The following is a 23,724-nucleotide window of genomic DNA, read 5'->3' as shown; positions in this document are numbered from 1 at the left end:
CTCCTGTTGAGAGCGCGACCGGAAAGTTCTGAGCCCGGTCTTTTTCCCGGATTATGTGAGTTTTGCCCGCATTTCCGCCTGTTTACGAGGCCGGCGGAAGCGTTGGGATTGTGGGTGGCGGGGCGACAAAAAGGGAGAATTGTCGGACTGGAATAAATTGTCTGTTAACACTATATTTAGTGTTTGCAGGTAGGTTCGACGCTAGATAGTGTGAATTTCCCTCAAGTGAGGGAATCGAAAAAATCAGATTTGAGGGACCCGCGAGGGTCCGTCGGACGCTGGACATACGCTTCGCAAGGAGCCTGACCAGCAAGGACCGACGGAGACCGCGAAATGGAGAGCCGGCCGTTTTCGAACGCCGGCAGACGGCGGACATGCGTGTTTCGCATCGGGGGCAGAAATCCCCTGACGAAAGCGCTATATATAGACAAAAGGGACAGGACCAATGCGCATCGAGCGTCGTTTCACCAAGCCGGGACAATCTGCTTACGCGGAGATCGAATTCCGCAAGGCGCTTTCCGAGATCAAGAATCCGGATGGCTCGGTGGTGTTTCGCCTCGACAACATCGATGTGCCGGCGCAGTTCTCCCAGGTCGCCGCCGACATCCTGGCACAGAAGTATTTTCGCAAGGCCGGTGTCCCCGCGCGGCTGAAGAAGGTCGAAGAGAACGACGTCCCCTCCTTCCTGTGGCGCTCGGTCGCCGACGAGGCCGAGCTTGCCAAGCTGCCGGAAGCCGAGCGCTACGGTTCCGAGATCGACGCTCGCCAGGTCTTCGACCGGCTGGCCGGCACCTGGACCTATTGGGGCTACAAGGGTGGCTACTTCAGGTCGGAGGACGACGCGCTCGCCTTCCGCGACGAGCTTGCCTACATGCTGGCCACGCAGCGCGTGGCGCCGAATTCGCCGCAATGGTTCAACACCGGCCTGCACTGGGCCTACGGCATCGACGGCCCGAGCCAGGGCCACTTCTATGTCGACCCCTTCACCGGCAAGCTGACCAAGTCGAAGTCCTCCTACGAGCATCCGCAGCCGCATGCCTGCTTCATCCAGGGCGTGCAGGACGATCTCGTCAACGAGGGCGGCATCATGGATTTGTGGGTGCGTGAAGCGCGCCTGTTCAAATACGGCTCCGGCACCGGCTCGAACTTCTCATTTCTGCGCGGCGAAGGCGAAAAGCTGTCCGGCGGCGGCCGATCGTCCGGCCTGATGAGCTTCCTCAAGATCGGCGACCGCGCGGCGGGCGCCATCAAGTCGGGCGGCACGACGCGGCGCGCGGCGAAAATGGTCATCGTCGACGCCGACCACCCCGATATCGAGGAATTCATCGACTGGAAGGTCAATGAAGAGCAGAAGGTGGCCTCGCTGGTCACCGGCTCCAAGATCGTCAAGAAGCATCTCGAAGCGATCATGAAGGCTTGCGTCAACTGCGAAGGCCATGACGACGACTGCTTCGATCCTGCCATCAACACCGCGCTGAAGCGCGAGATCAAGGCGGCCAAGAAGTCGGCCGTACCGGAGAACTACATCTACCGCGTCATCCAGTTCGCCAAACAGGGCTACACCTCGATGTCGTTCAAGACCTACGACACCGACTGGGATTCGGATGCCTACCTGACGGTCTCGGGCCAGAACTCCAACAATTCGGTGTCGCTGAAGGACGATTTCCTGCGCGCCGTCGAGCAGGATGGCGACTGGCACCTGACCGCCCGCAAGGATGGCAAGGTCTTGAAGACGCTGAAGGCCAGGGACCTCTGGGAAAAGATCGGCTACGCCGCCTGGGCTTCGGCCGATCCGGGCCTGCATTTCAACACGACGATGAACGACTGGCACACCTGCGCGTCGGCCGGTGCGATCCGGGCCTCCAACCCGTGCTCGGAATACATGTTCCTCGACGACACGGCCTGCAACCTCGCCTCGATCAACCTTTTGCCCTACCGCAATGCCGACGGCACGATCGATATCGCCGCCTATGAGCATACGGTCCGGCTGTGGACCATCGTGCTCGAAATCTCGGTGATGATGGCGCAGTTCCCGTCGAAGGAGATCGCCAAGCTCTCCTACGAATACCGTACGCTCGGTCTCGGCTACGCCAATATCGGCGGCCTGCTGATGACCTCGGGCATTCCCTATGATTCCGACGAGGGCCGCGCCATCTGCGCCGCACTCACCGCGATCATGACCGGTACCGCCTATGCCACTTCGGCCGAAATGGCCTCCGAGCTCGGCGCCTTCGCGGACTACGACCGCAATGCCCAGAACATGCTGCGCGTCATGCGCAACCATCGCCGCGCCGCCTATGGCGACAAGGACGGCTATGAGAAGCTGGCCGTCAATCCGGTGCCTCTGGTCGCCTCCGACCTCAAGCAGCAGGCGCTGGCCGATCATGCGAAAGCCGCCTGGGACCGCGCCATCGAGCTTGGCGAGGAGCATGGCTACCGCAACGCACAGGCAACCGTGATCGCGCCGACCGGCACGATCGGCCTGGTCATGGATTGCGACACCACCGGCATCGAGCCCGATTTCGCGCTGGTGAAATTCAAGAAGCTCGCCGGCGGCGGCTATTTCAAGATCATCAACCGCGCCGTGCCGGAAGCGCTGCGCACGCTCGGCTATTCCGAAGCCCAGCTCGCCGAGATCGAGGCCTATGCGGTCGGCCACGGCAACCTCAACCAGGCGCCCGGCATCAATCCCGGTTCGCTCAAGGCCAAGGGTTTCACCGACGAGAAGATTGCGGCGCTCAATGCCGCGCTGAAGTCGGCCTTCGACATCAAGTTCGTCTTCAACCAGTGGACGCTCGGCGCCGACTGGGTGAAGGAGACCTTTGGCTTCACCGACGAGCAGCTCAACGACTTCTCGTTCGAGATGCTGCCGGCGCTGGGCTTCGGGCGAAAGGAAATCGAGGCCGCCAACATCCATGTCTGCGGTGCCATGACGCTGGAAGGCGCGCCCTTCCTCAAGGCGGAACACCTGGCGGTGTTCGACTGCGCCAGCCCCTGCGGCAAGATCGGCAAGCGTTCGCTTTCGATCAACAGCCACATCCAGATGATGGCGGCGGCACAGCCCTTCATCTCGGGCGCCATCTCCAAGACCATCAACATGCCGAACGACGCGACGGTGGAAGACGCCAAGGGCGCCTACATGCTGTCGTGGAAGCTGGCGCTGAAGGCCAACGCGCTCTACCGCGACGGCTCGAAGCTGTCGCAGCCGCTGAACTCCTCGCTGCTCGCCGATGTCGAGGACGACGAGGACGAAGCCCTCGATCAGCTGATCCAGGCACCGGCCGCCGCGCGCGCCGCGCAGATCACCGAGCGGATCGTCGAACGCATCATCGAGCGCGTGTCGCGCGAGCAGGAAAAGCTGCCCGGCCGCCGCAAGGGCTACACGCAGAAGGCCAAGATCGGTGGCAACACCATCTTCCTGCGCACCGGCGAATATGATGACGGCCGCCTCGGCGAGATCTTCATCGACATGAACAAGGAGGGTGCCACGCTGCGTGGCCTTCTCAACAACTTCGCCATCGCCATCTCGCTCGGCCTGCAGTACGGCGTGCCGCTCGACGAATATGTGCACGCCTTCACCTTCACCAAGTTCGAGCCGGCCGGCATGGTGCAGGGCAATGACGCGATCAAGAGCGCGACGTCGATCCTCGACTACGTGTTCCGCGAGCTTGCGATCTCCTATCTCGGCCGCAATGACCTCGCCCATGTCGACCAGTCGGACTTCTCCAACACCGCACTTGGCCGCAACATCAGCGAAGGCAAGACCGACGCCGTCTCCAAGGGCCTGACCCGCGGTTCGCCGGTGAAGCTGGTTTCCAGGGCAAGCGGCAACGATCCCAAGGGCTTTGCCGGCGGTTCCACCGGCACCCCTGCCCGCTCGGCGCCGACAGCCTTCTCCGGCTCCAACGTGCTGGCGCTGAAGCCGGCCAGCGACGAGGCGGTCGCCTACAAGCGCGACTATGAGGACCGGGCCAAGGAGTTGGCGGAAGACATCGCCTTCGAGGAAGCGGCCGACGCAGCCAGCGTTTCCGCGGACGTCACAGCGGCCCTGTTCACCGACGCGGCAGCGAACGAAGCGGCCGAAGCGAAGAAACTCGCTGCCGACCGCCGCGCCAAGTCACTGCTCCAGGGCTACACCGGAAATTCCTGCTCCGAGTGCCAGAATTTCACCATGGTGCGCAACGGGACTTGCGAGAAGTGCGATACGTGCGGCGCCACGAGCGGGTGCAGCTGAGAGAAAACCTAGCTGCTAATGCGTAACATCAACGGCCCGGTCGCAAGATCGGGCCGAGTTTATTTAAAAAAGTGATTCTTGGATTTCGCTCTCAACCCCGTGGTCGAGCCGGATCACACCATTAATTAGCCATTGCGGATAGGCTTTGTGTGTCCCCATCGCGAGAACAAAACCTTTTCTCGAGTACTCGACCCCAAATCTTTCGGTCATCTTTCGGAGCGTATCTGTCTCGCCATAGATCCGTTGCCACTTGAGAAAAGTTGCCTCTATCTCCCAATCCTGACAAGTTCCTTCTCGTGCCCCATCCGCCGTTTCGTATTTATATTTGAAAAGAAATGGAGCCGGCTCATAAGGAACTAAGCTCTTGCCTAAAAATCCAAACAGGCTGTTAGCCTCTTGGTCATGCCACAACCGAAATCGCGCTTTCTCGTTCTCAAATGTAGCAACGTCTTTTCTTTCAATCACAAACTCAGGATTCTTCGGCCGAATAAGCGCTAAACTTCGACCTTCCTCCAGTTCGGTATTAAGACTAGGAACAACATGCCGAGCTAGGAATTGAGCACGTGATTTTTCAGACAAACTGCCTGTTATTACGAGAGACTTATGCTCTAGCCTTCGGCTCTCACTTCGTTGGTCGCCTTTAGGAAGGCTCCAGCCATACTCAATGGTATCCCATCGACCGAACTTCTGGGCATCCTCCAGGGTTCGGAAAGCTACTGGGTATAGCCGAATCCAGTTACCGTTGAAATCTAACCCTGCACAACAGACTAGCTCGCCGTGAGTTTCTCCAACCCGCGGCGCAGCCTTTACCAAAATCACTGCAGAGTCGCGCGGTGAGAGAGATGCCAATCACGCAGCCTTTAGACGAAAACCTTTCGGCACACCAATATTTTTAATTGAACTCTTCTTAATTTTCAATATCTCTTCGCAAATAATAGAGCGATGGCAGTCTTTGTGATCTCTTTCAAAACACATTAGGCAGATGTTTTTTGTTTCTGCCTGCAAGGCCAATTCGCGGATTATTTTTCCAGCTGCCTCATTCGCGATATGGCTTCTGAAGATACGTTCAAACCGTGGACGATCACCGCTCCGAGCAGCCAACCGCCCTTCTCGGGGGTCACCCAGGATTTTTGTGTGTCTGTAGTCGATCGAAGAGTTTTGTAGATGGCTCCTGAGTGAATTTTTGGAGAAGCCTGGTTTTCTCGACAGAGGTAGATCCCTCACGTCGACAAGCAATTCGACCTTCGCTGCCTTCAATACGGATACGAAGTCGTCAATTTCGGAACCTTCATAGCCAATCGTCAGTAGCGCCATGGGACATCTCATTGTCTGTTGTGATGGTCATAGGCGACCAAACTTGTCCGAAGCGTGACGCGCGATCAACCACTAGCTCACACGTAAGGGCTCACGATGCAGCCATGGCCGGTTTCGACGGGCATTAAGGCAACACCCGCAGCGTCTGCTCATCAAACAGCGGCTCGTCCTGGCCCGCACGCACGAACAGCACTTTGCGCCCCGCCGGCACCTCAAAATACTGGATGCCGTCAGGCATTTCGCCCCACTCGCCGCAGGGCGGTTCGGGTACCTCGTTGGGATCGACAAGCGCTTTCAGCTCTTTCGCATAGGCGGCGTTGGGGCTGAATGTGTAGCGCTTGAGGCCGGCGGGCACGGCGACCTCAGTGTAGGGCATCAGCACACAGCGATCGCTGACGGCCTTGTCGGTCTTTTCCAGGAACAGGCGCTGCAAGGCAGCCTCGGCGGTTTCGCCCGGTTTGATGTCGAACACCTCGACCAGCGGATCGGCCGCGCCGCCGTCGCTGTATTTGATGGCGAGAGCGTTGCCGGCGAACTCGAAATGGATCTGGCGGAAGCCGAAGTCGCAGCGCTGTGCCCAAGCGGCCAGTCCGATCGTCTTGTCGGCCAGCCTTTCCCAGACGCATTTATCGATCGGCGGTCGCGACGGCGACGGCTCGTCGGCACGCGCCACGTCGGCCATCGTCGCGGACGCAGACAGGGCACAGGCCCAGGCGATCGATCTCACGGCGCTATTCATCGCTGCATCCTGTCAGGGCGAAGGCATCCCATGCGGAGCCTTCCGGATTGGCGTTGGCGAAATCGGCCCATTCGGTGAAAGCCACGCCGAAATCGGGCAGAAGCAGCCCTTTCGGCGCGGGCGTGGCTTCGCGCGCGTTCAACTGCTCGGCGCCGCCGCCGGTCAAGGCATAGATCTGGCCGTCCCATATCCTGCACAGCCCGCTGCCATCCTGCAGGCCCGCCTCGCGGTCCTCATCGGTGCAGGCGTGGCGGATGGTGCCGAGCGGAAAGGAATTCTTGCCATTGGTCCAGGTGATGTCGGCCGGCAAGCTTGTGCCGGTGTTGGGAACGGTCAGCGAAAACACCTCGGCCGTCAGTGCCGCCGGTTCGTTGTCGATCGGCCGGAATTGCATCACCGCGCCCGAGCGCGGCTCGCGATAGGTGGCATGGCTCAGCAGGCATTCCTTGGCGGTCGCTGCCTGCATCGGGCCGAGCAGGCCGAGGAAGACGAAGACCAGTTTGCGGGTGATCATCAAATGTCTCTGGGAAAGCGTTGCCCGGCCGTGTGCCGGCCCGCACAGTCGCATCATCCGCGCAAAAGCATAAGCGAAATCCGGCGCGGCTGCGTTTATCCGCTCCCTGCCGGTTGGCTGTCCTGGTGCGCCTGCTCACGCAGATGCTCCTTGGGTTCGGTATCAAGCACTCGCCAATCGCAACCGCGAAGTGCGGCCTCCATCGCATAGAGTGCGAGGATCGACACATGCAGTCCAAAACGGAACTTCAGCCGGTGGTAAGCTTCAACCACGCCGAAACCGCGCAAATCCTCCTCACAGAGAATATCGATTTCCGCCAGCATCCGCGCCATGGCCGGTCCGAGGTTCCTCATGTCTTCGATGCGAGTGCTCATCGCCGGGCCTCAGAGCGTTGAGGGCGCATACGACAGTTCCTCCAGGATTTGGCGATTTGTTTGGACCGCGGTCGCACACAGTCGCATCATCCGGCCAAAAGCGGAATCCGGAATGGCCGCATTCTCTGCTGGACGAATACTCCGCACAAATCCAACACTGCTATACGATCGAGCATGGCGGATCGAGGAGACAGGTGATGCGGCGCTTGGCAATGGCGATGGCAATGTCCGCATGCGCGAGCGGCACCGCGCTGGCCGCGCCGCCCTATGTCGGGACCTGGTCCCACGACCGGCTGAACTGTAGTGCGGCCGCCGACGTTCAACGCCAGACGGTCTTCACGGTAGACAAAGCGGCCCTTTCGCTTCCCGAATTCGGTTGCGAGCATGCGGCCTTTCGCAAAACAGCCACGGGCTGGGTGGTGCATGCGAGCCAGTGCTACGGCTCCGATCCGACACTCGAGGAGCCGTTCGCTCGTGTTATCCATATCGAGAGGCATGGCGCCATGTTGCGGTTCACCTGGCCTGGCTTCGACAGCGGACCGCTCGTGCGCTGCTGATGCAATCAGCGTCTCAAACCAGCCCGACCAGCAATGCCGCGCCGCCGAGAAAGCCCGCCGAACAGACCCACAGCAGCCAGAGCCCGCGCACCCGGCATTCCAGCACCGCCGAGGCGGGGTTGGCGGGGTCGTAGTGCACTTCGACCGGGCTGCCCTCGGCATAACTCCGTGCCTGGCCACTGACGAGGCCGGGCAGTGAAGCGGTGACCGTGGCGCCGAAGGTGATGCGGTCGGAGGTGTAGCGCTGGCCGGCGACGCCATAGCTGTAGACGATGCGGGATTTGAAGACGGTGTGCCAGCGTCGATAGTCGCTATGGTTTCGGAGCGCCTGCAGGCCCGAGGCGTCAATGCGGCCGGCGGCGACCGGCCATTTCGCGGCCTGCTCGGCAAGCGACTTCTGGGCGAAACCCATGCGCAGCGCAAACAGGCCCATGAACAGCAGCAATGCCGCGGCGCCGAGGTTCTGCGGCTTGGGCAGATGCGGCCGGATCGCCTCCAGCAGACCACCGACGGAAAACACCAGAACCAGCGCGCCGATCACCAGCCCGGCCGAAAGCTGGAACATGAACTTGAAGGCGCCGTCCGGCATGGTGCGCTCGATGACGGCTTTGCTCGGATCGGCCGGGTTGTAGAACACGGTCACCTCGGCGCCGCGCGGAAACTGCGCAAGGGTCTCGGTGACCTCGAAATTCCCCAGATTTTCCTTCACGCTGTAGCGCGAGCCTTGAAATTTCTTGCCGCCCACCTTGTATTCGAAGGTGATCGCCGGAAAATTGCGCATCTCGGTGGTATCGCTGCTGTCCGAGCCAGCGCCCGAGCTTCTGACTTCACGCGCCTCGACGCGCGACGAGATGATCTTTCCCGGCGTCGGCAACCAGTGGCTGAGCGCCTGCACCTCCCGCCATTTCACGACGGTGATGAACGACAACATGGCGGCGACCGCGCAGACAAAGCCGACAAGCAGAATCTTGAGTTCCACCCTGATCCCCCCGGAGTGCAGGAACCGGCACTAGACAGCACCGCGACGGCAATGTCTCGCTTATTCGCAAAATCGCGAGGCAATCCCATCACATCCCAGACGGAGCACCAAATGATCGATCACATAACCATCGAAGTGGGTGATCTGGAGAAGAGCAAGCTCTTCTATGAACGCGCTTTCGCGCCCCTGAATTATCGCCTGTCCTTCGGCAAGGAAGGCGTATTCTGGGCTTTCGATGTCGGCGATGGCTGCCTGTTCGAGATTCAGCGAACCGGCGAGGCGCCACCGCTCACCCATCTGCACGTCGCTTTCCGCGTCGGCAGCAAGGCAGAGGTCGATGCGTTCCATGGGGCAGCACTGGCGGCCGGAGCCAAAGACAATGGGGCGCCCGGCCGGCGTCCGGACTATGCCGAGAATTACTACGCCTGCTTCGTGCTCGACCCCGACGGCTACAACATCGAGGCGATGATCAACGAACCGTCGGTGCAGCAGCCTCGATAGGCGGCGAGAATGACGAAAGGGCGACATGTACCTCGCTCCTGCCACCCTCGGGCTCGGCCACAGTCACCCAGTGTCGCGCATGGCGCCCTGCGAGTTGATCCAAATCAACGCAGGCTCGTCGTCAGTGCTGTCTCCTCGGCTATCGTCCCAGGGAGAACGAACATGTCGACTTACGACTTCATGGTTGTCGCCGCAGTCCTGCTCAGCTTCGCATCATTTTCCGGTGTCCTGGCCTTTGCCACCTTCGACGAATCGCGTCGCCGCTACCCAAGATAAGGCGAAAGGACTGGTTGGATGGGCGGTCGCGCGGCCATGCACACGACGAAGTGATATAGGTGCAATTTGACGACGGATCGGGTGGGATGAGAACGTCTGGAAGATAACAACCGGAACGCGGCCATGAGCGACGAAACCGAGGACGACACCGACATCGTCAACCAGCTCGCCTATGTCAGGGCCGATCCCACTCAGCACGATACGACCACGCTTCTCACCATGATCGATGCCGCGATTGCCGAGATCATGGCCTTGAGGAGGAGCCTGCGGCTGAGCGAGGAGCGGAACGAGCGGGGCAACCAGCTCCAATAGGCAGCCGGAACGAGCAGCAACGCGCGAAAAGCGCTAGTCCGCGTCGGCCACCATCTGCCGGCCGCCGGCCCAGGCGCGCCATTGCCGCTCGTCGCCATTGAAGACGTTGAGGTCGATGCGGCCGGTGACACCATGCGACAGGCCGGAGCCGGAATATTGCCAGAACAGCCATTTGCGGTCGGGATAGACCTTTGAGGGATGCCTGGCCACCGCGCGCAGCCAGAACGGGTAGTCGAGGAATTGGCCCCTGAGATTGTCCCGGTAGAAATCGGGCGCTGTGTAGATGATCGGCCGCTGGCCGTAATGGCGCTCGAGCTTGTCCATGAACACCTGCATCTTCTCCAGCACCTTTTCACGCGACGGGCGCCGCTTGCAGCTGGACTCGCCGTTCCACTCGACATCGATCACCGGCGGCAAGGCGCCGTCGACCCTCGGCACGTTGCGGATGAACCAGTCGGCCTGTTCGCCGGCGGTGCGGCACCAGTAGAAGAAGTGGTAGGCGCCGCGCTTCAGCCCGGCGGCGTCGGCGTTGCGCCAGTTTTTCATGAACATCGGATCGAGATGGTCGCCACCGTCGGTCGCCTTGATGTAGGCGAAATTGGCGCCCTGGGCGCGCAGCTTCTCCCAGTTCACGTTGCCCTGCCAGCGCGACACGTCGACGCCATGCACGGCAAGGTGCCGTGGCGAGGAGCGGCCGAAATTGATCGGCTTGGCGTCGCGAAAGCCGTAGCGCGTGACCGGACCGGCGAGCATGGCAGGGGCTGCCCGCGACAACAGTTTCGGCGGCGAGACCAAGGCTGCCGGCTCGACCGGAGCATCGGCGCTGTCAGGCAATTCGGGCGCTGGAAAGGCTACCGTCTCCTCCTCCGCCAGGCCGAAAGGCTGAACATTGTCGTCCACTGGCGCGGCCTCGGCCAGCCTGCGCACATTGCTGGCCTTCGCCACCGGGACGGATGTGATCGGCGCGCTTGGCCGCACCACCGAACTGGTTGTCTCGTTCGATGGCCTCTGCACGTCGAGCGCGTCCATCCCCGATGTCGACGAGCAGCCCGCAAGGAACAGCGATGCGATCATGAAACTGACGACGCCTGGTAACCGCATCTGGACCTGTACTCGAAACGCAACAGACCGAGGGCAATGGCCGACGGACAACCGGACCAGTTATGAATGAGAAATTACCAATAAAGATTGAATCAAGTTTTTTACCATGCCTGTGACCGGTTTCGGACATTCGCCGCCGGCGCCATCGCAACGATCAAGGTCGCGACGATCGTCATCATACTGCGTGGCTGGCGGGCCGCGCGAACCCAGCCATATCGTGCCCTAGCAGGCTGTTGAAGAAGTAGTGGCGCGGGTGTTTGGAGCGTGATTCACTGTTCCCCGAATGATTGGGGGATTTGTGGTGCGCGGCTCAGACGAACGGACAGGCTCGCTGTTTTCGTATGTCGACCTTGAGGCTCGCGTTCGGCGAGACCATCCGCTGCGGGTGATACGGGAGATCGTGAACGCGGCTCTTGAGGTGATGGACGGGGATTTTGCGGTGGTTAATCGCCTAGGCTCGGCCGCCCGTCGATCACACCGGAACGGTTGCTGCGTGCGATGCTTTTGCAGGCCTTCTATGGCATCCGCTCGGAGCGTCAATTGATGGAGCGGATGGAGTTCGATCTTCTGTTCCGCTGGTTCGTGGGGCTTGGTGTTGACGAACCGGCCTGGGATCATTCGAGCTTCACCAAGAACCGGGATCGGCTGTTGGAGGGCGAGATCGCGGCAAAGTTTCTGCGCGCGGTGCTTGCTCAGCCAAGGGTAAAGCGGCTTTTGTCGTCGGATCACTTCTCGGTGGACGGGACGCTGATCGAGGCCTGGGCTTCAATCAAGAGCTTCCGCCGCAAGGACGGGAGCGACAATGATACCCGGATGGAGCGGGGCGTAACGCCGAGCGCGGCTTTCATAAGGAGAAGCGCTCCAACGACACACACCAGAGCACGAGCGATCCGCAAGCGCGGCTCTACAAGAAGGGCGACGGGCAGCCGGCGAAGCTCTGCTATATGGGCCATGCGCTGATGGAGAACCGTCATGGGCTTGCAGTGGATGGCGGCATTACCCAGGCCACGGGCACGGGCGAGCGTGATGCCGCGCTCGCCATGTTGGACCGCAGACCGTCGCGGCGGCGCATCACGCTGGGCGCCGACAAGGCCTATGACGTGCGCCAGTTCATCAAGGATCTGCGCGAGCGCAAGGTCACGCCGCATATCGCCGTCGACGGCCATCTGAGCAAAACCGGCAAGCCTCGCGTGACGGCGATCGATGACCGCACGAAGCGCCATCCGGGCTATGATGTCAGCCAACGCTGCCGCAAGCGGATCGAGGAGGTGTTCGGATGGATCAAGGCTTCGGCCGGCATGGCCAAGGTCAAGCTGAGAGGATGCGCCCGTGTGGGCGCGGCCTTCACCTTGAACCTGGCGGCTTACAATCTGATCCGCTTGCCCAAGCTGCTGGCGACGCCGATATGAGCGTCACCGGTCGCTGGCGGATCGTCGAGATGCCCGACTATGTCGGGGACTATCGCGACATGATGGAGCCTGCCTACATTGAGTTCGCGGCCGATGGCTCCGGCGAATTCGCCTTCGGCTGCGTCACCGGGCAGATCTTCGGCGCGGGCGACGGCAACAATGTCGCCTTCTCCTGGCAAGGCAATGACGAAATGGACGAAGCCCAAGGCAATGGTTGGGCTGAAATCCAACCCGACGGCTCTATCAGCGGACAAATCTGCTTTCATGGCGGCGATGAAGCAGACTTCATCGCCCGCAAGTGGACTTCTTCAACAGCCTGCTAGAGCATTTCGCCGTTTCACGGAAACGGTGAAATGCTCTATCTCTTTGTTTTTACGCAATTCCCAAGGGAAAGCGCTACGCGCTTTTCCCGGGAAAACCGTGTCGCACTTTTCCTGGAATTGCTCTAGCCACCTTTCCTGAAGACGCCGATCATCGGCCCCAGATTCCAGTAGTCGTCGTTGCGGCCAATGGCCGGGGCGAGCAGGCTCGATATCGTACCGTCGAGAAACAGCGCGTTGTCGCAGCCGAGCGCATCGCGGAACAGCCGGGCGAACGCATGGAACGTCACCGTGCCGTTCGAAATGGCAAAGACTGTGACACCGTCCTTGCGCACCCCGACCCCGTCGCGGGTCTTGCGCGATGTGCCGTCGGCCTGAAATTTCGGATGAAGCTGACCGTCGATCACCAGCATCGGCCCCGATTGCGTCGCATAGTCGGTTGCCGGCCGCTTGCTAACGAAATCCCTGGTCGCCCGGACTGCTGCCTTGCCGTCGCTGACATAGAAGATGCCATTTGGCTGCAGCGAGAAATTGCCGCTGCCCGATCCCGTCTTGACCGTCGCCATTTCCCGGCCACGCTCGACATAGAGGCCGACCGGCCTGAGGTCGGGATGATACATGCCGGCATTGATGGCAAACAGCATCGTGCGGCCAGCCATGCGCTGGGCGGCGTCGAGATTGCGCAGCGACTGAAATGGCTTGCCTGTCTGGTCCTTCCAGAACAGCTCGACCGAATATTGCTTGGGGTCGACCTCGCAGACCAGATAGCTGGTCGCCTCGAAGGTAAAGTCGCGGCACGGCGGCACCGTCGCGAACCATTGGCCGAATGCCACCGTCGTGGCGACCGCCTGCGGCAACGCGGCCTTGAGCAACGCCAGCAGCAGCGGCGCGGAATTGAAAAGCGTCAGAAAATCCATGCACCTACCCAGCTCCAACGAGCCACTGTGGATAGCATCGCCGGCCGGCATTGTGGAAGCTCGGCCTGGAACGGCGCGGTTCAGAACCGGCGATGGGATGTCGCGGAGCCGACGGGACTAGCCGCGGAGCCGACGGGACTGGCCGCGGAGCCGACGAGACTATTTGACGGCACTGACCAGCTGTTCGTCGCCACCAAGAATGGAGACCCAGTGTCCGGTGTCGTCGCTCGCCTGCCGTTTCAGGTAGCGGTAGCTGGTCTCGTTCCAGAGCCGGACCTTGTCGGTCAGATTGTCGAGGATGAAGTCGCCCTTGTCCGTCCGCACCGTCAACACGGCATGACCTTCGCCATCAGGCTTGCGAACCACCGTCATCAGCAGATTGGCTATGGCAATGCCCAGCCTGTTCAGTTCACGCCGCTTTTCCAGCGCGTAATCCTCACAGTCGCCGAAGCCGTTGTCCGGATAGGCCCACCACTCGTCCTTGCCGTAATTGTCCACGTCGCTCATCGGCTTGACGCGCGTGTTGACCGAGAGATTTACGGCTGAGATCTCGTGCAGCAGCTTGCCGGTCATCTGTTCCGGCACGCTGTCGTGCGAGCGGATCGAACATTCGGCGGCATGTATCTTGCAGAAATCATAGTGGCCAATCGGCTGGGACGTCGAGCCGCCGACAACCATGGAAACAGGAGCCGCGTAGGCGAAATTCGCTGCTGAACACAACGCGGTCAGAGCAACCGCCAGCCCCAGCCCCTTCGCCTTGCGGCGCCAACCCTTCGAGGATGCCATCCGGCCCCGCCCATCTGTTTTGTTAACAGAACGTTAAAGGCTGTTACCTACCGAAGTCAATCAAGCCGGCTGATCACATCTTTGCGGGCCGAAGCGTGGAGGTTTCAGGGTTGCTCCCGCGCAACACAGAGCCGACCGCGAGCCTAGGCAAGCCACCCCATCGCAACGCCCAGCAGCAAGACGATGCCGAGCAGGCCACGATAGATGACGAAAGGCCAGGCGGAAAAGCGCTCCAGCACGCGCATCAGGCCCCAGATGGCGAAGAAGGCGGAAATCGAGGCGACGACCAGTCCGGTGGCGAGAACCGACCATCCGTGGGCATCGAGATGGACCTTGTGCAGTTCCCAAAGCTCCTTGAGGCCGGCCAGAGCGATGGCCGGCAGCCCGAGCAGGAACGAGAAGCGCGCTGCCTCGGCCCGCTTGAAGCCGAGCCCAAGTGCTGCCGTCAGGGTCGAGCCCGAGCGCGAGACGCCGGGTATCAGCGCGCCGATCTGGGCGACGCCGACAAGCAGCGCATCGGCGAGCGAGGCTTCGCCCATGGTGCGCCGGTGGCGGGCGAAAATCTCGGCCAGCGCCAGCAGGACCGCCATGGCGATGCAGGACCAGCCGATCACGCTCAGGCTGCGCAGCGGCGAACCGCAGGCATTGAGGATGCCCGACAGCGCCACGCCGGCAATGACGATCGGGATCGTCGCCAACACGATCCAGTAAGCCAGCCGGAAATGCCGGTCGGCAAAATCGCGGCGTGTGAGGGCGTCGATGGAACCGAACAGCAGGTCCCTGACATCGCCCCAAAAATAGCTGACCACGGCGGCAAGGGCCGCAAGCTGCATGGCGGCGGAAAAGGCCGACCCGGGATCCTGCCAGCCGAGCACCGCCGGCACGATACGCATATGGGCGGTCGAGGAGATCGGCAGCAGTTCGGTAATGCCCTGCACAAGGCCGAGAAAGGCGACCTTGGCATATCCCAAGCCGACAAAGCCCGTGTCCAGGCCTTGGGTACAGATGTCAGCCATGTCGGGTTCCGTGTGCCTGAGAGATCGAACTTGCGCGGGAGCGACCAGCCTTGGCCCGTCGCGCTTGGCCTGTCGCGGGCAAGCCTTACCGTCATGGACGAGATAATCAATTTACGGATTTGTAAGCTGGTGAGACAGCACCGAACGCGCGTCGGTCAGGACCGGTCCGAAAGGGCCGGCCTGAGTTCTCACAGGGAGTGTTCTCACAGGAGAAAAAAGACAAGGCGATTACGGACACAGCCAGAGTTTCTGGCAGGTCCTGGCGATCACATGCGCCGGCGGAACGACGGGTTCGTCGACGGAAGGCCGGCGAGCCCGTTCGAGCAGCATGCGCACCTGTTCAGGGCGCACACGATCGCGCTCCATCACAAGCAGGACCATCGGATCGCTCAAAAGCTCGTCCAGGGTGCTGATGCTGTCGTTCATCCGTCGTCTCCTCGAATGCCGGCCCGCGCAGCATAGATAGGAAGACAATCATGGCCCGCCAATGACGTTTTGCCGGCTATCGCGTGATGTTTTGGATTAAATTTTGGTCATCGCCTTACTGTCCTGGCGCCGCCGCGTGGCGAGGGAAGTCTAGGCTGGTGGCGGAGCGCCTTCATATTGCGGCAAGCCATCATCGAGCACCACCCAAGGCTGTTTCGAGGCGGTGAAAATGTGCATCTGCGGCCTGAAGGCCGAAGGGTCGTCGAGCGAACCGGTGGTGATGCCGATGATGCCGGCGGACTCGCGCCGCGAAAACATCGTGGTGCCGCAGCTCGGGCAAAACCCGCGCTTGAGATCAGGCGAGCTGTTCACCGTCGCCAGCGGTCCCTCGATCGTCACATCGTCGATGCGAAACAGCACGCGCGCGTTGAAGGCAGCGCCGATCGCCTTCTGGCAAAGCCTGCAGTGGCAGATGCGTTCGTTGATCGGAGCCGCGTCGGTGCTGTAGCGCACCGCTCCGCACAGGCAGCCGCCCTGATGTTTAGCCATCGTCTTGTTCCGCAAATCGAGAAAATAAGCGGCAAGGTAGTCGCACGGCCGACAGGGTCAATTGAAAAGCCTTGATACGATGCCATCGATAATCGGAATGCGATGGAGTTTGTCGTGGCGCAAGAGATCGAGACCATCGGAATTGCCGACCTGTTCGAGCCGCCCTCGCCGGCTCGCGACCATGTTGATACCAGGATCATGGCCGCCGCCTCGGGGATCGGTTTCATGGCTGTCCGCGACTTTCCCGGCGATCACTGGCTGACGCCGGACAGGCGAGCACAATTGCTGCGCATCTTCGCGCTGTCCGAAGCCGAGAAGCAGAAGTTGCTGCGCTGGAATTTCGACCCGACCAGGAAGAACGTCTACCGCGGCTGGTTCCCGCTGCAGCCGACAGCCGTTTCCTACAAGGAAGGCATCGACATCGGGCCGGATATCATCGGACCGGATATCATGGGACCGGATATCGCCGATGCCGGAGGTTTTTCGGCCTCCGACGATCCGCTGCGCGAGCCGACGCCGCTGCCGGCCGAAGGTGCCCTGCCCGGCTGGCGCGCCGCGGCGGCGGACTACTACCGGTCGATGGAGGGCGTCGGCAACGCGCTGATGCGGTCGATCGCGCGCGGGCTTGGCCTGCCGGAAACGATCTTCGATGCCTGTTTCGATGACGGCATCTCGACGCTGCGCCTGATCCGCTATCCCCTGCGCGATGCCAATGCCGGCGTCGACACCAGCGGGCCGGAGTTTTCGGTGATCCACAAGGGCGAGACGCGCACCATCATCGGGCGCGAACATGCCGATTCCGGTTTCGTCACCTTGCTGGCGCAGGACGGCGTCGAAGGCCTGCAGGCCAAAAACCTCGCCGGCGAATGGATCGACGTGCCGCCGGCCAACGGCACGCTGGCGGTCAATTTCGGTCAGTTGCTGGAGCGCTGGACCGGCGGGCGCGTCCGTGCGACGCGGCACCGGGTGATCGCGCCGAAGACGGTGCGGCTGTCGATCCCGTTCTTCTACGAACCGCGCGTCGATGCCGAAATTGCGCCGCTGCCATTGGCAGGCACCGCGCCCTTCGAGCCGTTTCTCTACGGCGACTATCTCTGGGAAGCGGCGACGAATTTCGTCGAGATGAGCGGCATCAAGCATCTCAGGCAGCCGCGCCGCGCCAAGGCTTCATAGACCCGCCGGTCATCTCGTTGCAGAGACGACCGGCGGGGACATGACAGGCTATTCGGTTTCGCTGACCACTTCGTCCCAGCTCTTTACCTTGGTCTCGCCGTTGAGGAACGGCAGCGCGGCGGCCGTCAGTTCCGGGGCGAAGAAGACATCGTAATGGGTGCGGTTGGGCAGGATCGCCAGGCGGTTCTGCGACAGGTTTTCGCGCATCCAGCCGGCGTCCTTCAGTCCGCCGCCGAGCATCTGGTAGAACTTGATCTCATGCTCGGGCTTGTACATGTCGCTGTCCCCATAGGCCAGCATGACCGGCATCTTCAGCTTGGGAACATCGGCCGAGAAGTCCCGGTTCTGGCGCATGAAATTGCCGAGCGCGTCGAGCAGTTTGGGGAAGTCTTCCGGATGCGGCGCGACGGCGACGTAGGACTTGTACATCGGCGTGTCCTTCATGAACGGCGCGGCGGCGGCGCTCACCTGCGCCTGCTGCTGGCGCATCTCGTCATAGAAGCCGTCCGTGGCATAGCCGGTCGAGACTAGCACAAGGCGGCGCACCATCTCGGGATGCCGGACTGCCATGCGGAAAGCGACACCGCCGCCGAGCGAATAGCCCATGACGTCGACCTTGTCGTAGCCGAGTGCCTTGACGATATCGGCCATGTCGTCACCAATCGCCTCCACGCTGAATGGCCGGTCGCCGAGCGCCGTGCGGCCATGGCCCTGGAGGTCGACACCGATGACGGTGCGATTTTCGGCGAACTTGGGCAGGATCGGCGCGAACATGTCCGTCGAGCCAAGACCGCCATGCAACAGAAGCAGCGGCTCGCCGGTGCCGTAGATGGCGTAGTAATAGTTCAGGCCGTTGATCGGCAGCAGGCCGGACTTTTCCGGCTTCAACGGTGTTCTCGTTTCGGTCGTCATGGCAGGTTCCTTTGCATTGGTGGTGCCCGGGCAGGCGAGAAGCGCCGCGGCCGAAGCAAGAATGGCGAAAAACAGGGTTCTGGACATATCGGTCTCCTCGAGTCCTTCCGGTGTCAAAGCGATCCTGTCGGTTCAAAGCGTCTTGTGGTGTCAAAGCGTCTTGTGGTGTCAAAGCGTCATGGCGAGGTCTTCAAGCTGGTCGGCGCACTGGCCCCAACCCTGATGAAAACCCATCGCTTCGTGCTGCTCGCGGTCGGCGACGCTCCAGTGCCGAACGCGCGCGATGTAGCGGGTCTTGCCATCGCCTTCATCCTCGAAGGTCAGCACGACGGTCATGAATGGCTTTTCCGACGGCTTCCAAGCCTGTGTGTAGGCATCGGTGAAGACGATCTTCTTGCCGGGAATGACTTCCAGGAAGACACCGGGGTTAGGAAACTCATTGCCGTCCGGGCTAGCCATGACAACCAGAGTCGAGCCGCCGGTGCGCACATCCATCTCGGCGCGCGGCGTCGTCCACGGCTTTGGCGAGAACCATTGCGTGACCAATTTCGGCTCGGTCCAGCAGCGATAGACGCTGTCGCGCGATGCATCGATGATGCGGGCAAGAACCAGTTCGCGGTCGTTGTCGGGGGCAATGTCGAGCTTGGTGGCCACGGTGGTCTCCTCGGGTTTGATCTGTTTGATCTGGGGGTTGATCCGGCTTCCGTCCCAAGGACGAGCCGATGCAACGCAACCCGACACCGCCAGTGAAAAAATCTGGCGACTGGAGAAAATCTGGCCACTGCTTGTATGATTGGAGGGTGGGGGGGAAAGCGGCCCGTGTCAGTGGCGCTTGGCTTGCACCAGATAGGCGTCGATCTCGGTTTCGCCGAGCCACTTCGCGGCCTCGAGCCGATGCAGGCCTTCGACCAGTATATGGCGCTTGCCGTCGTGGCGGACCTGGATCGGCGTCTTCATGCCGTTCTCCAGTATGTCCTCGGCGAGATGCCGGACGGTCTCGGGGTGCAATGTCTTCTTGCGCGCCGTCGGCACGTAGATGTCGTCGACCTTGACCTTTTGCACTCTGAGCATGCCGATCCCCGTGGCGGAAAAACGCCGCCGTTTGTGGAAATAGTCTTTTTGGCAACGGCGGCCAAGGGCGCGGCTAACGAATGCTGGTCCGATCGTTTCCATTTGACGCTTGCCCTGCAGATCGCCGAAATGACGGCTTGCCACTTCTTCGGTGTTCATGACCCATCTACCCACGGAATTCCCCGATTTCGGACTAACGCCCGAGCAGCGCCGCCACGCGGTGCGCGGGCACTACTACGAATGGCCTGGGATGGACGGCGAGCGCGGCGAGATCTGGTGCTACTCGGACCGATTTTCCTATCGTCCCGGCGAGACGGTGACGCTGCATGTCAGTTCGACGGCTCCATCCTTCGGCATGACGATCATCCGCGACGGCGGCACCGAGACGAAAGTGTTCGAGAAATCGGGCATCGCGGCACGCTGGCAGGACAGTCCGGACCAATGCTCGGCAGAGGGCTGCGGCTGGGAGGCTTCGTTCGAATTCCGCGTCGGCGGCGACTGGCCGTCCGGTGCATACCGCGTGACGCTGACCGCCAGCGGTGGCGACGGCGAGCCGATCCAGTGCCACCATCTGTTCATCGTCAGCCCGCAACCTGGCAAGAAGCCCGGCCGCGTGCTGCAGGTTGCGGCGACGGGCACCTGGCTCGCCTACAACACCTGGGGCGGCTCCAACCACTATCAAGGCATCACCGGACCGGACCGCAACCAGTACTCACCCATCGTATCGACCCAGCGCCCCTGGTGCCGTGGCTTCGTCGTGCTGCCGAAGGATGCGCCGCGCGTGCCGCTGGAAGTCGCCGTGCCGCCGAAGACGGTGCCGCGCTATCCACACATGGAATGGGCGCTCGCCACCGGCCATTCGAAGAAATACGCCTCGTCGGGTTGGGCCAGCTACGACAGTCATTTCTTCCGCTTCGCCGAGCGCGCCGGCTATGCCGTCGACCTCGCCAGCCAGCACGACCTGCATTTCTCGCCCGACATCCTTGACGGCTATGACTGCGCCGTCTTCGTCGGCCATGACGAGTACTGGACCTGGGAAATGCGTGACGCCGTCGACAATTATGTGGAGCGCGGTGGCCACGCGGCGCGCTTTGCCGGCAACTTCATGTGGCAGACGCGGCTGGAGGACGAGGGGCGCCGCCAGGTCTGCTACAAATACCGTGCCCGCGCCGAGGATCCCGCCTATCGCGGCGGCGACGTGACCCGCGCCACCAACTCCTGGGAAGCGCCCGAAATCGGGCGGCCGGGCTCGGCGACTTTCGGGCTGAATGCCACCCGTGGCCTTTATGCCGGCTGGGGCGGCTGCGCGCCGCGCGGCGTGCGCGGTTTCCCGGTCTATCGGCCGGAACATTGGGCCTTTGCCGGCACCGGCATCTACTATGGCGACCTCCTCGGCGCCGACAGCCATGTCTATGGCTATGAGGTGGACGGACTCGACTTCGAGATCCGCGGTGGCCTGCCCTACCCCACGTCAGACAGCGGCGCGCCGGATGGATTGCAGGTTCTCGCCGTCGGCCTGGCTTCCCAGGTCGAGGAAAGCGCCGATATCCCGATCGAGGACCAGTTCCTTACCGACGAGGATGGCCGCTTCAGCGCCGAAACGCTGTTCGGCGAGGGCAGCGACGCCAATCTGGAGAAAGTCAAACGCGGCAACGGCATGATCGTCAATTTTCCGCGCGGCAAGGGCGAGGTGTTCCACGCCGGAAGCTGCGAATGGGTTGCCGGCCTGCTAAGACAGGACCCGATGGTCGAACGCGTCACAAAAAATGTCCTCGATCGTTATCTCGGAAAGCCCTGACATGTCGAAAACTCAGACCGCCGCTCAACCGACTGAAGTCCGGCGAGACTCGCATCTGTTCTATCTCTCCAGCTTGCGCCGACCGCTGATCGACCGCGCCGAGGGCATCTACATGTGGACGCAGGACGGCCGCCGCTTCATCGATGGATCGAGCGGGCCGATGGTCGCCAATATCGGCCATTCCAACCGCAACGTCCTCGATGCCATGAAGCGGCAGATGGACCGCGCCACCTTCGCCTATCGGCTGCATTTCGAGAACGAGCCGGCGGAAGAACTCGCGCGGGAACTCGCGGGGAAACTGCCGGAGGGCATGGACCGCATTTTCTTTGTCTCGGGCGGCTCGGAAGCGACCGAATCCTGCATCAAGCTGGCGCGGCAATGGGCGGTCGCCACCGGACAGGCCAGCCGCTGGAAGGTGATCACCCGCTTTCCCTCCTATCATGGCGGCACGCTGGGTTCGCTCTCGATCACCGGCGACGATGCGCTGTCCGAAACCTTTGCGCCGATGATGCGGCCGATGCCGACCGTGCCGGCGCCGACCGCCTGGCGCGACCGTGACAATCTTTCGATGGAGCAGCGCGGCGTTCGCTATGCCGACATGCTGGAGGAGAAGATCCTCACAGAGGGGCCGGAAAACGTGGTCGCCTTCATCATGGAGCCGATCGGGGGTGCCGCCACAGCAGCCCTGGTGGCGCCGGACAGTTACTATCCCCGCATCCGCGAGATCTGCGACCGCTATGGCATCCTGCTCATTCATGACGAAGTGATGAGCGGCGCCGGCCGCACCGGCAAATTCCTCGGCGGCGACCACTGGAACTGCAAGCCCGATATCGTCGCGCTGTCAAAGGGACTGGGCTCGGGCTACGCGCCGCTCGGCGCGCTCGCCGCACCGATGCGGCTGGTGCAGCCGTTGCTCGCCTCCGGCGGCTTCCAGCATGGCCACACCTATGCCGGCAATCCGCTGGCCTGCGCCGCCGGCCTTGCGGTTCTGGGTGAAATGGACCGGCTCGACCTGATCGCCAATGCGGCTGCCATGGGCGATGTGCTGATGGACGGATTGAAGGGACTTGCCAAGCGCTTCCCATTCATCGCCGACGTGCGCGGCAAGGGTCTGCTCACCGGCGCCGAGATGGTCGCCGATCCAGAGACGCTGCGGCCCATCGACCAGGGCAAGAAAGCGACGCAGCGGCTGCTCGACCTTTCCTATGCGCGCGGGCTGATCATCTATGGCCGCAGGGTCAAGGGTGGCATCGACGGCGACAATTTCATGGTCGCGCCGCCAATGATCGTGACCAGCGAGCAGGTCGGCGAAATCGTCTCCATCATCGGTGACGCGCTGGAGGTTCTGGCTTCCGAGCTCGACCTGCCGGTCGAAGGCCGGGGGTAAGGGAATGGCGCCGCGAAAAGTCATCATCACCTGCGCGGTCACCGGCTCGGTGCATACGCCGTCGATGTCGCCCTACCTGCCGGTGACGCCGGACCAGATCGCGGCGGATGCCATCGCGGCGGCCGAAGCCGGTGCCTCGATCCTGCACCTCCACGCACGCGACCCCAGGGATGGCCGCCCGACCGCCGATCCGGACGTCTTCATGCAGTTCCTGCCGCGCATCAAGCAGGCAACCGACGCGGTGATCAACATCACCACCGGGGGCTCGTCGCTGATGACGCTCGACCAACGGCTGGCTGCGCCGCTCCGCGCCGAGCCCGAAATGTGCTCGCTCAACATGGGCTCGATGAACTTCGCGCTGTTCCCGATGCTGGACAAACCACGGGAGTGGCAGCACGAATGGGAACCGAAACTGCTAGAAGCCACCCGCGACACCATCTTCAAGAACACCTTCGCCGACATGGAGGGAGTGCTCGAAAGACTCGGAAAAGGCTGCGGCACGCGCTTCGAGTTCGAGTGTTATGACGTCGGCCACCTTTATTCGCTGGCGCATTTCCGCGACCGGGGCCTGGTGTCGGGGCCGCTGTTCATCCAGTTCGTGATGGGCATCCTGGGCGGCATTGGCGCAGACCCGGACAATCTCGTCCACATGAAGCGCATCGCCGACAAATTATTCGGCGACAGCTACCAGTTTTCAGTGCTGGCCGCCGGCCGCAACCAGATGCCGCTGATCTCGATTGCGGCAGCCATGGGCGGCAATGTCCGTGTCGGGCTGGAAGACAGCCTCTATGATGGCCGCCAGCTGGCGAAATCCAACGCCGACCAGGTGCGGCGCATCCGTGGCATTCTCGACGGGCTATCGCTGGAAGTTGCCACGCCAGCCGAAGCGCGCGACATGCTGGCGCTCAAGGGCGGGGATAGGGTGGCGTTTTGAGATGCCCTTGACTGAGATGTTTGCGTTCCGTCACACCCCCCTCTGTCCTGCCGGACATCTCCCCCGCAAGGGGGGAGATCGGATGTCAGTTCGGCTTTCGCAAATCTCCAACGTCAAAAGAGTGG

At 61.9% G+C, this 23,724-nt stretch carries 24 protein-coding genes and 1 pseudogene; 10 read left to right on the top strand and 15 right to left on the bottom strand.

Annotated features, from left to right (window positions below; genetic code table 11):
* Positions 1-445 precede the first annotated feature (445 nt).
* Positions 446-4,234: a vitamin B12-dependent ribonucleotide reductase gene (locus LB577_RS11260; protein ID WP_224686760.1), complete on the top strand. Its 3,789-nt coding sequence runs from the start codon at positions 446-448 to the stop codon at positions 4,232-4,234.
* Between the two features lie 63 nt (positions 4,235-4,297).
* Here the strand turns inward: LB577_RS11260 and LB577_RS11255 are convergent, their stop codons facing one another.
* The 5 genes from LB577_RS11255 to LB577_RS11235 all read right to left on the bottom strand — a co-directional run bounded on the left by LB577_RS11255 (position 4,298) and on the right by LB577_RS11235 (position 7,175).
* Positions 4,298-5,083, bottom strand: coding sequence for a hypothetical protein (locus LB577_RS11255; RefSeq protein ID WP_224686759.1), 786 nt, complete (start codon positions 5,081-5,083; stop codon positions 4,298-4,300).
* Complete coding sequence (locus tag LB577_RS11250; protein ID WP_224686758.1) at positions 5,084-5,548, bottom strand: DUF488 family protein; 465 nt, start codon at positions 5,546-5,548, stop codon at positions 5,084-5,086.
* Positions 5,549-5,672: 124 nt separating this feature from the next.
* On the bottom strand, positions 5,673-6,287 hold the full coding sequence (locus tag LB577_RS11245; RefSeq protein ID WP_224686757.1) for a hypothetical protein: 615 nt from the start codon (positions 6,285-6,287) through the stop codon (positions 5,673-5,675).
* The gene (locus LB577_RS11240; protein ID WP_224686756.1) at positions 6,280-6,801 is read right to left on the bottom strand and encodes a hypothetical protein; all 522 of its coding nucleotides are present in this window, start codon (positions 6,799-6,801) and stop codon (positions 6,280-6,282) included. Before LB577_RS11240 ends, LB577_RS11245 begins: the two co-directional genes overlap by 8 nt.
* A 95-nt stretch (positions 6,802-6,896) precedes the next feature.
* A complete protein-coding gene (locus LB577_RS11235; RefSeq protein ID WP_224686755.1) occupies positions 6,897-7,175 on the bottom strand; it encodes a TfoX/Sxy family DNA transformation protein in 279 nt (92 codons plus the stop codon).
* Positions 7,176-7,372: 197 nt separating this feature from the next.
* Here LB577_RS11235 and LB577_RS11230 point away from each other — a divergent pair, with 197 nt between their 5' ends.
* Entirely contained in the window at positions 7,373-7,732 is a 360-nt protein-coding gene (locus LB577_RS11230; RefSeq protein ID WP_224686754.1) for a hypothetical protein, read from the top strand.
* Positions 7,733-7,745: 13 nt separating this feature from the next.
* Here the strand turns inward: LB577_RS11230 and LB577_RS11225 are convergent, their stop codons facing one another.
* The gene (locus LB577_RS11225) at positions 7,746-8,711 is read right to left on the bottom strand and encodes a DUF3592 domain-containing protein (RefSeq protein WP_224686753.1); all 966 of its coding nucleotides are present in this window, start codon (positions 8,709-8,711) and stop codon (positions 7,746-7,748) included.
* A 111-nt stretch (positions 8,712-8,822) separates the two neighbouring features.
* Between LB577_RS11225 and LB577_RS11220 the strand changes: the two genes are divergently transcribed.
* Both LB577_RS11220 and LB577_RS11215 read left to right on the top strand, forming a co-directional pair.
* Complete coding sequence (locus LB577_RS11220) at positions 8,823-9,212, top strand: VOC family protein (protein WP_224686752.1); 390 nt, start codon at positions 8,823-8,825, stop codon at positions 9,210-9,212.
* Between the two features lie 399 nt (positions 9,213-9,611).
* A complete protein-coding gene (locus LB577_RS11215; protein WP_224686751.1) occupies positions 9,612-9,800 on the top strand; it encodes a hypothetical protein in 189 nt (62 codons plus the stop codon).
* 33 nt (positions 9,801-9,833) lie between these two features.
* On the opposite strand, the gene LB577_RS11210 is transcribed toward LB577_RS11215, so the two are convergent.
* Positions 9,834-10,901, bottom strand: coding sequence for a GH25 family lysozyme (locus LB577_RS11210; protein WP_224686750.1), 1,068 nt, complete (start codon positions 10,899-10,901; stop codon positions 9,834-9,836).
* A gap of 301 nt (positions 10,902-11,202) precedes the next feature.
* Here LB577_RS11210 and LB577_RS11205 point away from each other — a divergent pair.
* Together LB577_RS11205 and LB577_RS11200 are read left to right on the top strand one after the other, a co-directional pair.
* A pseudogene (locus LB577_RS11205) lies at positions 11,203-12,310 on the top strand (IS5 family transposase).
* The gene (locus tag LB577_RS11200) at positions 12,307-12,633 is read left to right on the top strand and encodes a hypothetical protein (RefSeq protein ID WP_224686749.1); all 327 of its coding nucleotides are present in this window, start codon (positions 12,307-12,309) and stop codon (positions 12,631-12,633) included. The pseudogene LB577_RS11205 and the gene LB577_RS11200 overlap by 4 nt, the downstream one beginning before the upstream one ends.
* 122 nt (positions 12,634-12,755) lie before the next feature.
* Here the strand turns inward: LB577_RS11200 and LB577_RS11195 are convergent, their stop codons facing one another.
* The 5 genes from LB577_RS11195 to LB577_RS11175 all read right to left on the bottom strand — a co-directional run bounded on the left by LB577_RS11195 (position 12,756) and on the right by LB577_RS11175 (position 16,324).
* Positions 12,756-13,547 (bottom strand): phosphodiester glycosidase family protein, encoded by a 792-nt coding sequence (locus tag LB577_RS11195; protein ID WP_224686748.1) that lies wholly within the window; start codon positions 13,545-13,547, stop codon positions 12,756-12,758.
* A gap of 159 nt (positions 13,548-13,706) precedes the next feature.
* Positions 13,707-14,333, bottom strand: a complete 627-nt coding sequence (locus tag LB577_RS11190) for a transglutaminase-like cysteine peptidase (RefSeq protein ID WP_023776243.1) — start codon at positions 14,331-14,333, stop codon at positions 13,707-13,709.
* A gap of 143 nt (positions 14,334-14,476) precedes the next feature.
* Positions 14,477-15,349: an undecaprenyl-diphosphate phosphatase gene (locus tag LB577_RS11185; RefSeq protein WP_224686747.1), complete on the bottom strand. Its 873-nt coding sequence runs from the start codon at positions 15,347-15,349 to the stop codon at positions 14,477-14,479.
* Between the two features lie 228 nt (positions 15,350-15,577).
* Positions 15,578-15,775, bottom strand: a complete 198-nt coding sequence (locus LB577_RS11180) for a hypothetical protein (RefSeq protein ID WP_013895824.1) — start codon at positions 15,773-15,775, stop codon at positions 15,578-15,580.
* 150 nt (positions 15,776-15,925) lie between these two features.
* The gene (locus tag LB577_RS11175) at positions 15,926-16,324 is read right to left on the bottom strand and encodes a GFA family protein (RefSeq protein ID WP_224686746.1); all 399 of its coding nucleotides are present in this window, start codon (positions 16,322-16,324) and stop codon (positions 15,926-15,928) included.
* 114 nt (positions 16,325-16,438) lie between these two features.
* On the opposite strand from LB577_RS11175, the gene LB577_RS11170 reads away from it, so the two are divergent.
* The gene (locus tag LB577_RS11170; protein WP_224686745.1) at positions 16,439-17,497 is read left to right on the top strand and encodes an isopenicillin N synthase family dioxygenase; all 1,059 of its coding nucleotides are present in this window, start codon (positions 16,439-16,441) and stop codon (positions 17,495-17,497) included.
* Positions 17,498-17,545: 48 nt separating this feature from the next.
* Here the strand turns inward: LB577_RS11170 and LB577_RS11165 are convergent, their stop codons facing one another.
* The 3 genes from LB577_RS11165 to LB577_RS11155 all read right to left on the bottom strand — a co-directional run bounded on the left by LB577_RS11165 (position 17,546) and on the right by LB577_RS11155 (position 19,480).
* Positions 17,546-18,496 (bottom strand): alpha/beta fold hydrolase, encoded by a 951-nt coding sequence (locus LB577_RS11165; RefSeq protein ID WP_224686744.1) that lies wholly within the window; start codon positions 18,494-18,496, stop codon positions 17,546-17,548.
* An 81-nt stretch (positions 18,497-18,577) separates the two neighbouring features.
* Positions 18,578-19,063, bottom strand: a complete 486-nt coding sequence (locus tag LB577_RS11160; RefSeq protein ID WP_023776247.1) for an SRPBCC family protein — start codon at positions 19,061-19,063, stop codon at positions 18,578-18,580.
* Between the two features lie 168 nt (positions 19,064-19,231).
* Complete coding sequence (locus tag LB577_RS11155) at positions 19,232-19,480, bottom strand: ParB N-terminal domain-containing protein (RefSeq protein ID WP_008875526.1); 249 nt, start codon at positions 19,478-19,480, stop codon at positions 19,232-19,234.
* A gap of 157 nt (positions 19,481-19,637) precedes the next feature.
* Here LB577_RS11155 and LB577_RS11150 point away from each other — a divergent pair, with 157 nt between their 5' ends.
* The 3 genes from LB577_RS11150 to LB577_RS11140 are packed head-to-tail and all read left to right on the top strand — an operon-like array spanning position 19,638 to position 23,599.
* Positions 19,638-21,278 carry a N,N-dimethylformamidase beta subunit family domain-containing protein gene (locus LB577_RS11150; RefSeq protein WP_224686743.1) on the top strand — a complete coding sequence of 547 codons (1,641 nt, stop codon included), beginning with the start codon at positions 19,638-19,640 and terminating at the stop codon, positions 21,276-21,278.
* Position 21,279: 1 nt separating this feature from the next.
* Positions 21,280-22,665 (top strand): aspartate aminotransferase family protein, encoded by a 1,386-nt coding sequence (locus tag LB577_RS11145; RefSeq protein ID WP_224686742.1) that lies wholly within the window; start codon positions 21,280-21,282, stop codon positions 22,663-22,665.
* A gap of 4 nt (positions 22,666-22,669) precedes the next feature.
* Positions 22,670-23,599, top strand: coding sequence for a 3-keto-5-aminohexanoate cleavage protein (locus LB577_RS11140; RefSeq protein ID WP_224686741.1), 930 nt, complete (start codon positions 22,670-22,672; stop codon positions 23,597-23,599).
* Positions 23,600-23,724 lie beyond the last annotated feature (125 nt).

The sequence above is a fragment of the Mesorhizobium sp. B283B1A genome, assembly GCF_020165735.1.
In the GTDB taxonomy this organism is placed as follows: Bacteria; Pseudomonadota; Alphaproteobacteria; order Rhizobiales; family Rhizobiaceae; genus Mesorhizobium; species Mesorhizobium opportunistum.
The sequence above is the reverse complement of the archived record's forward strand: the minus strand, read 5'-3'. Positions and strand labels throughout refer to the sequence as shown.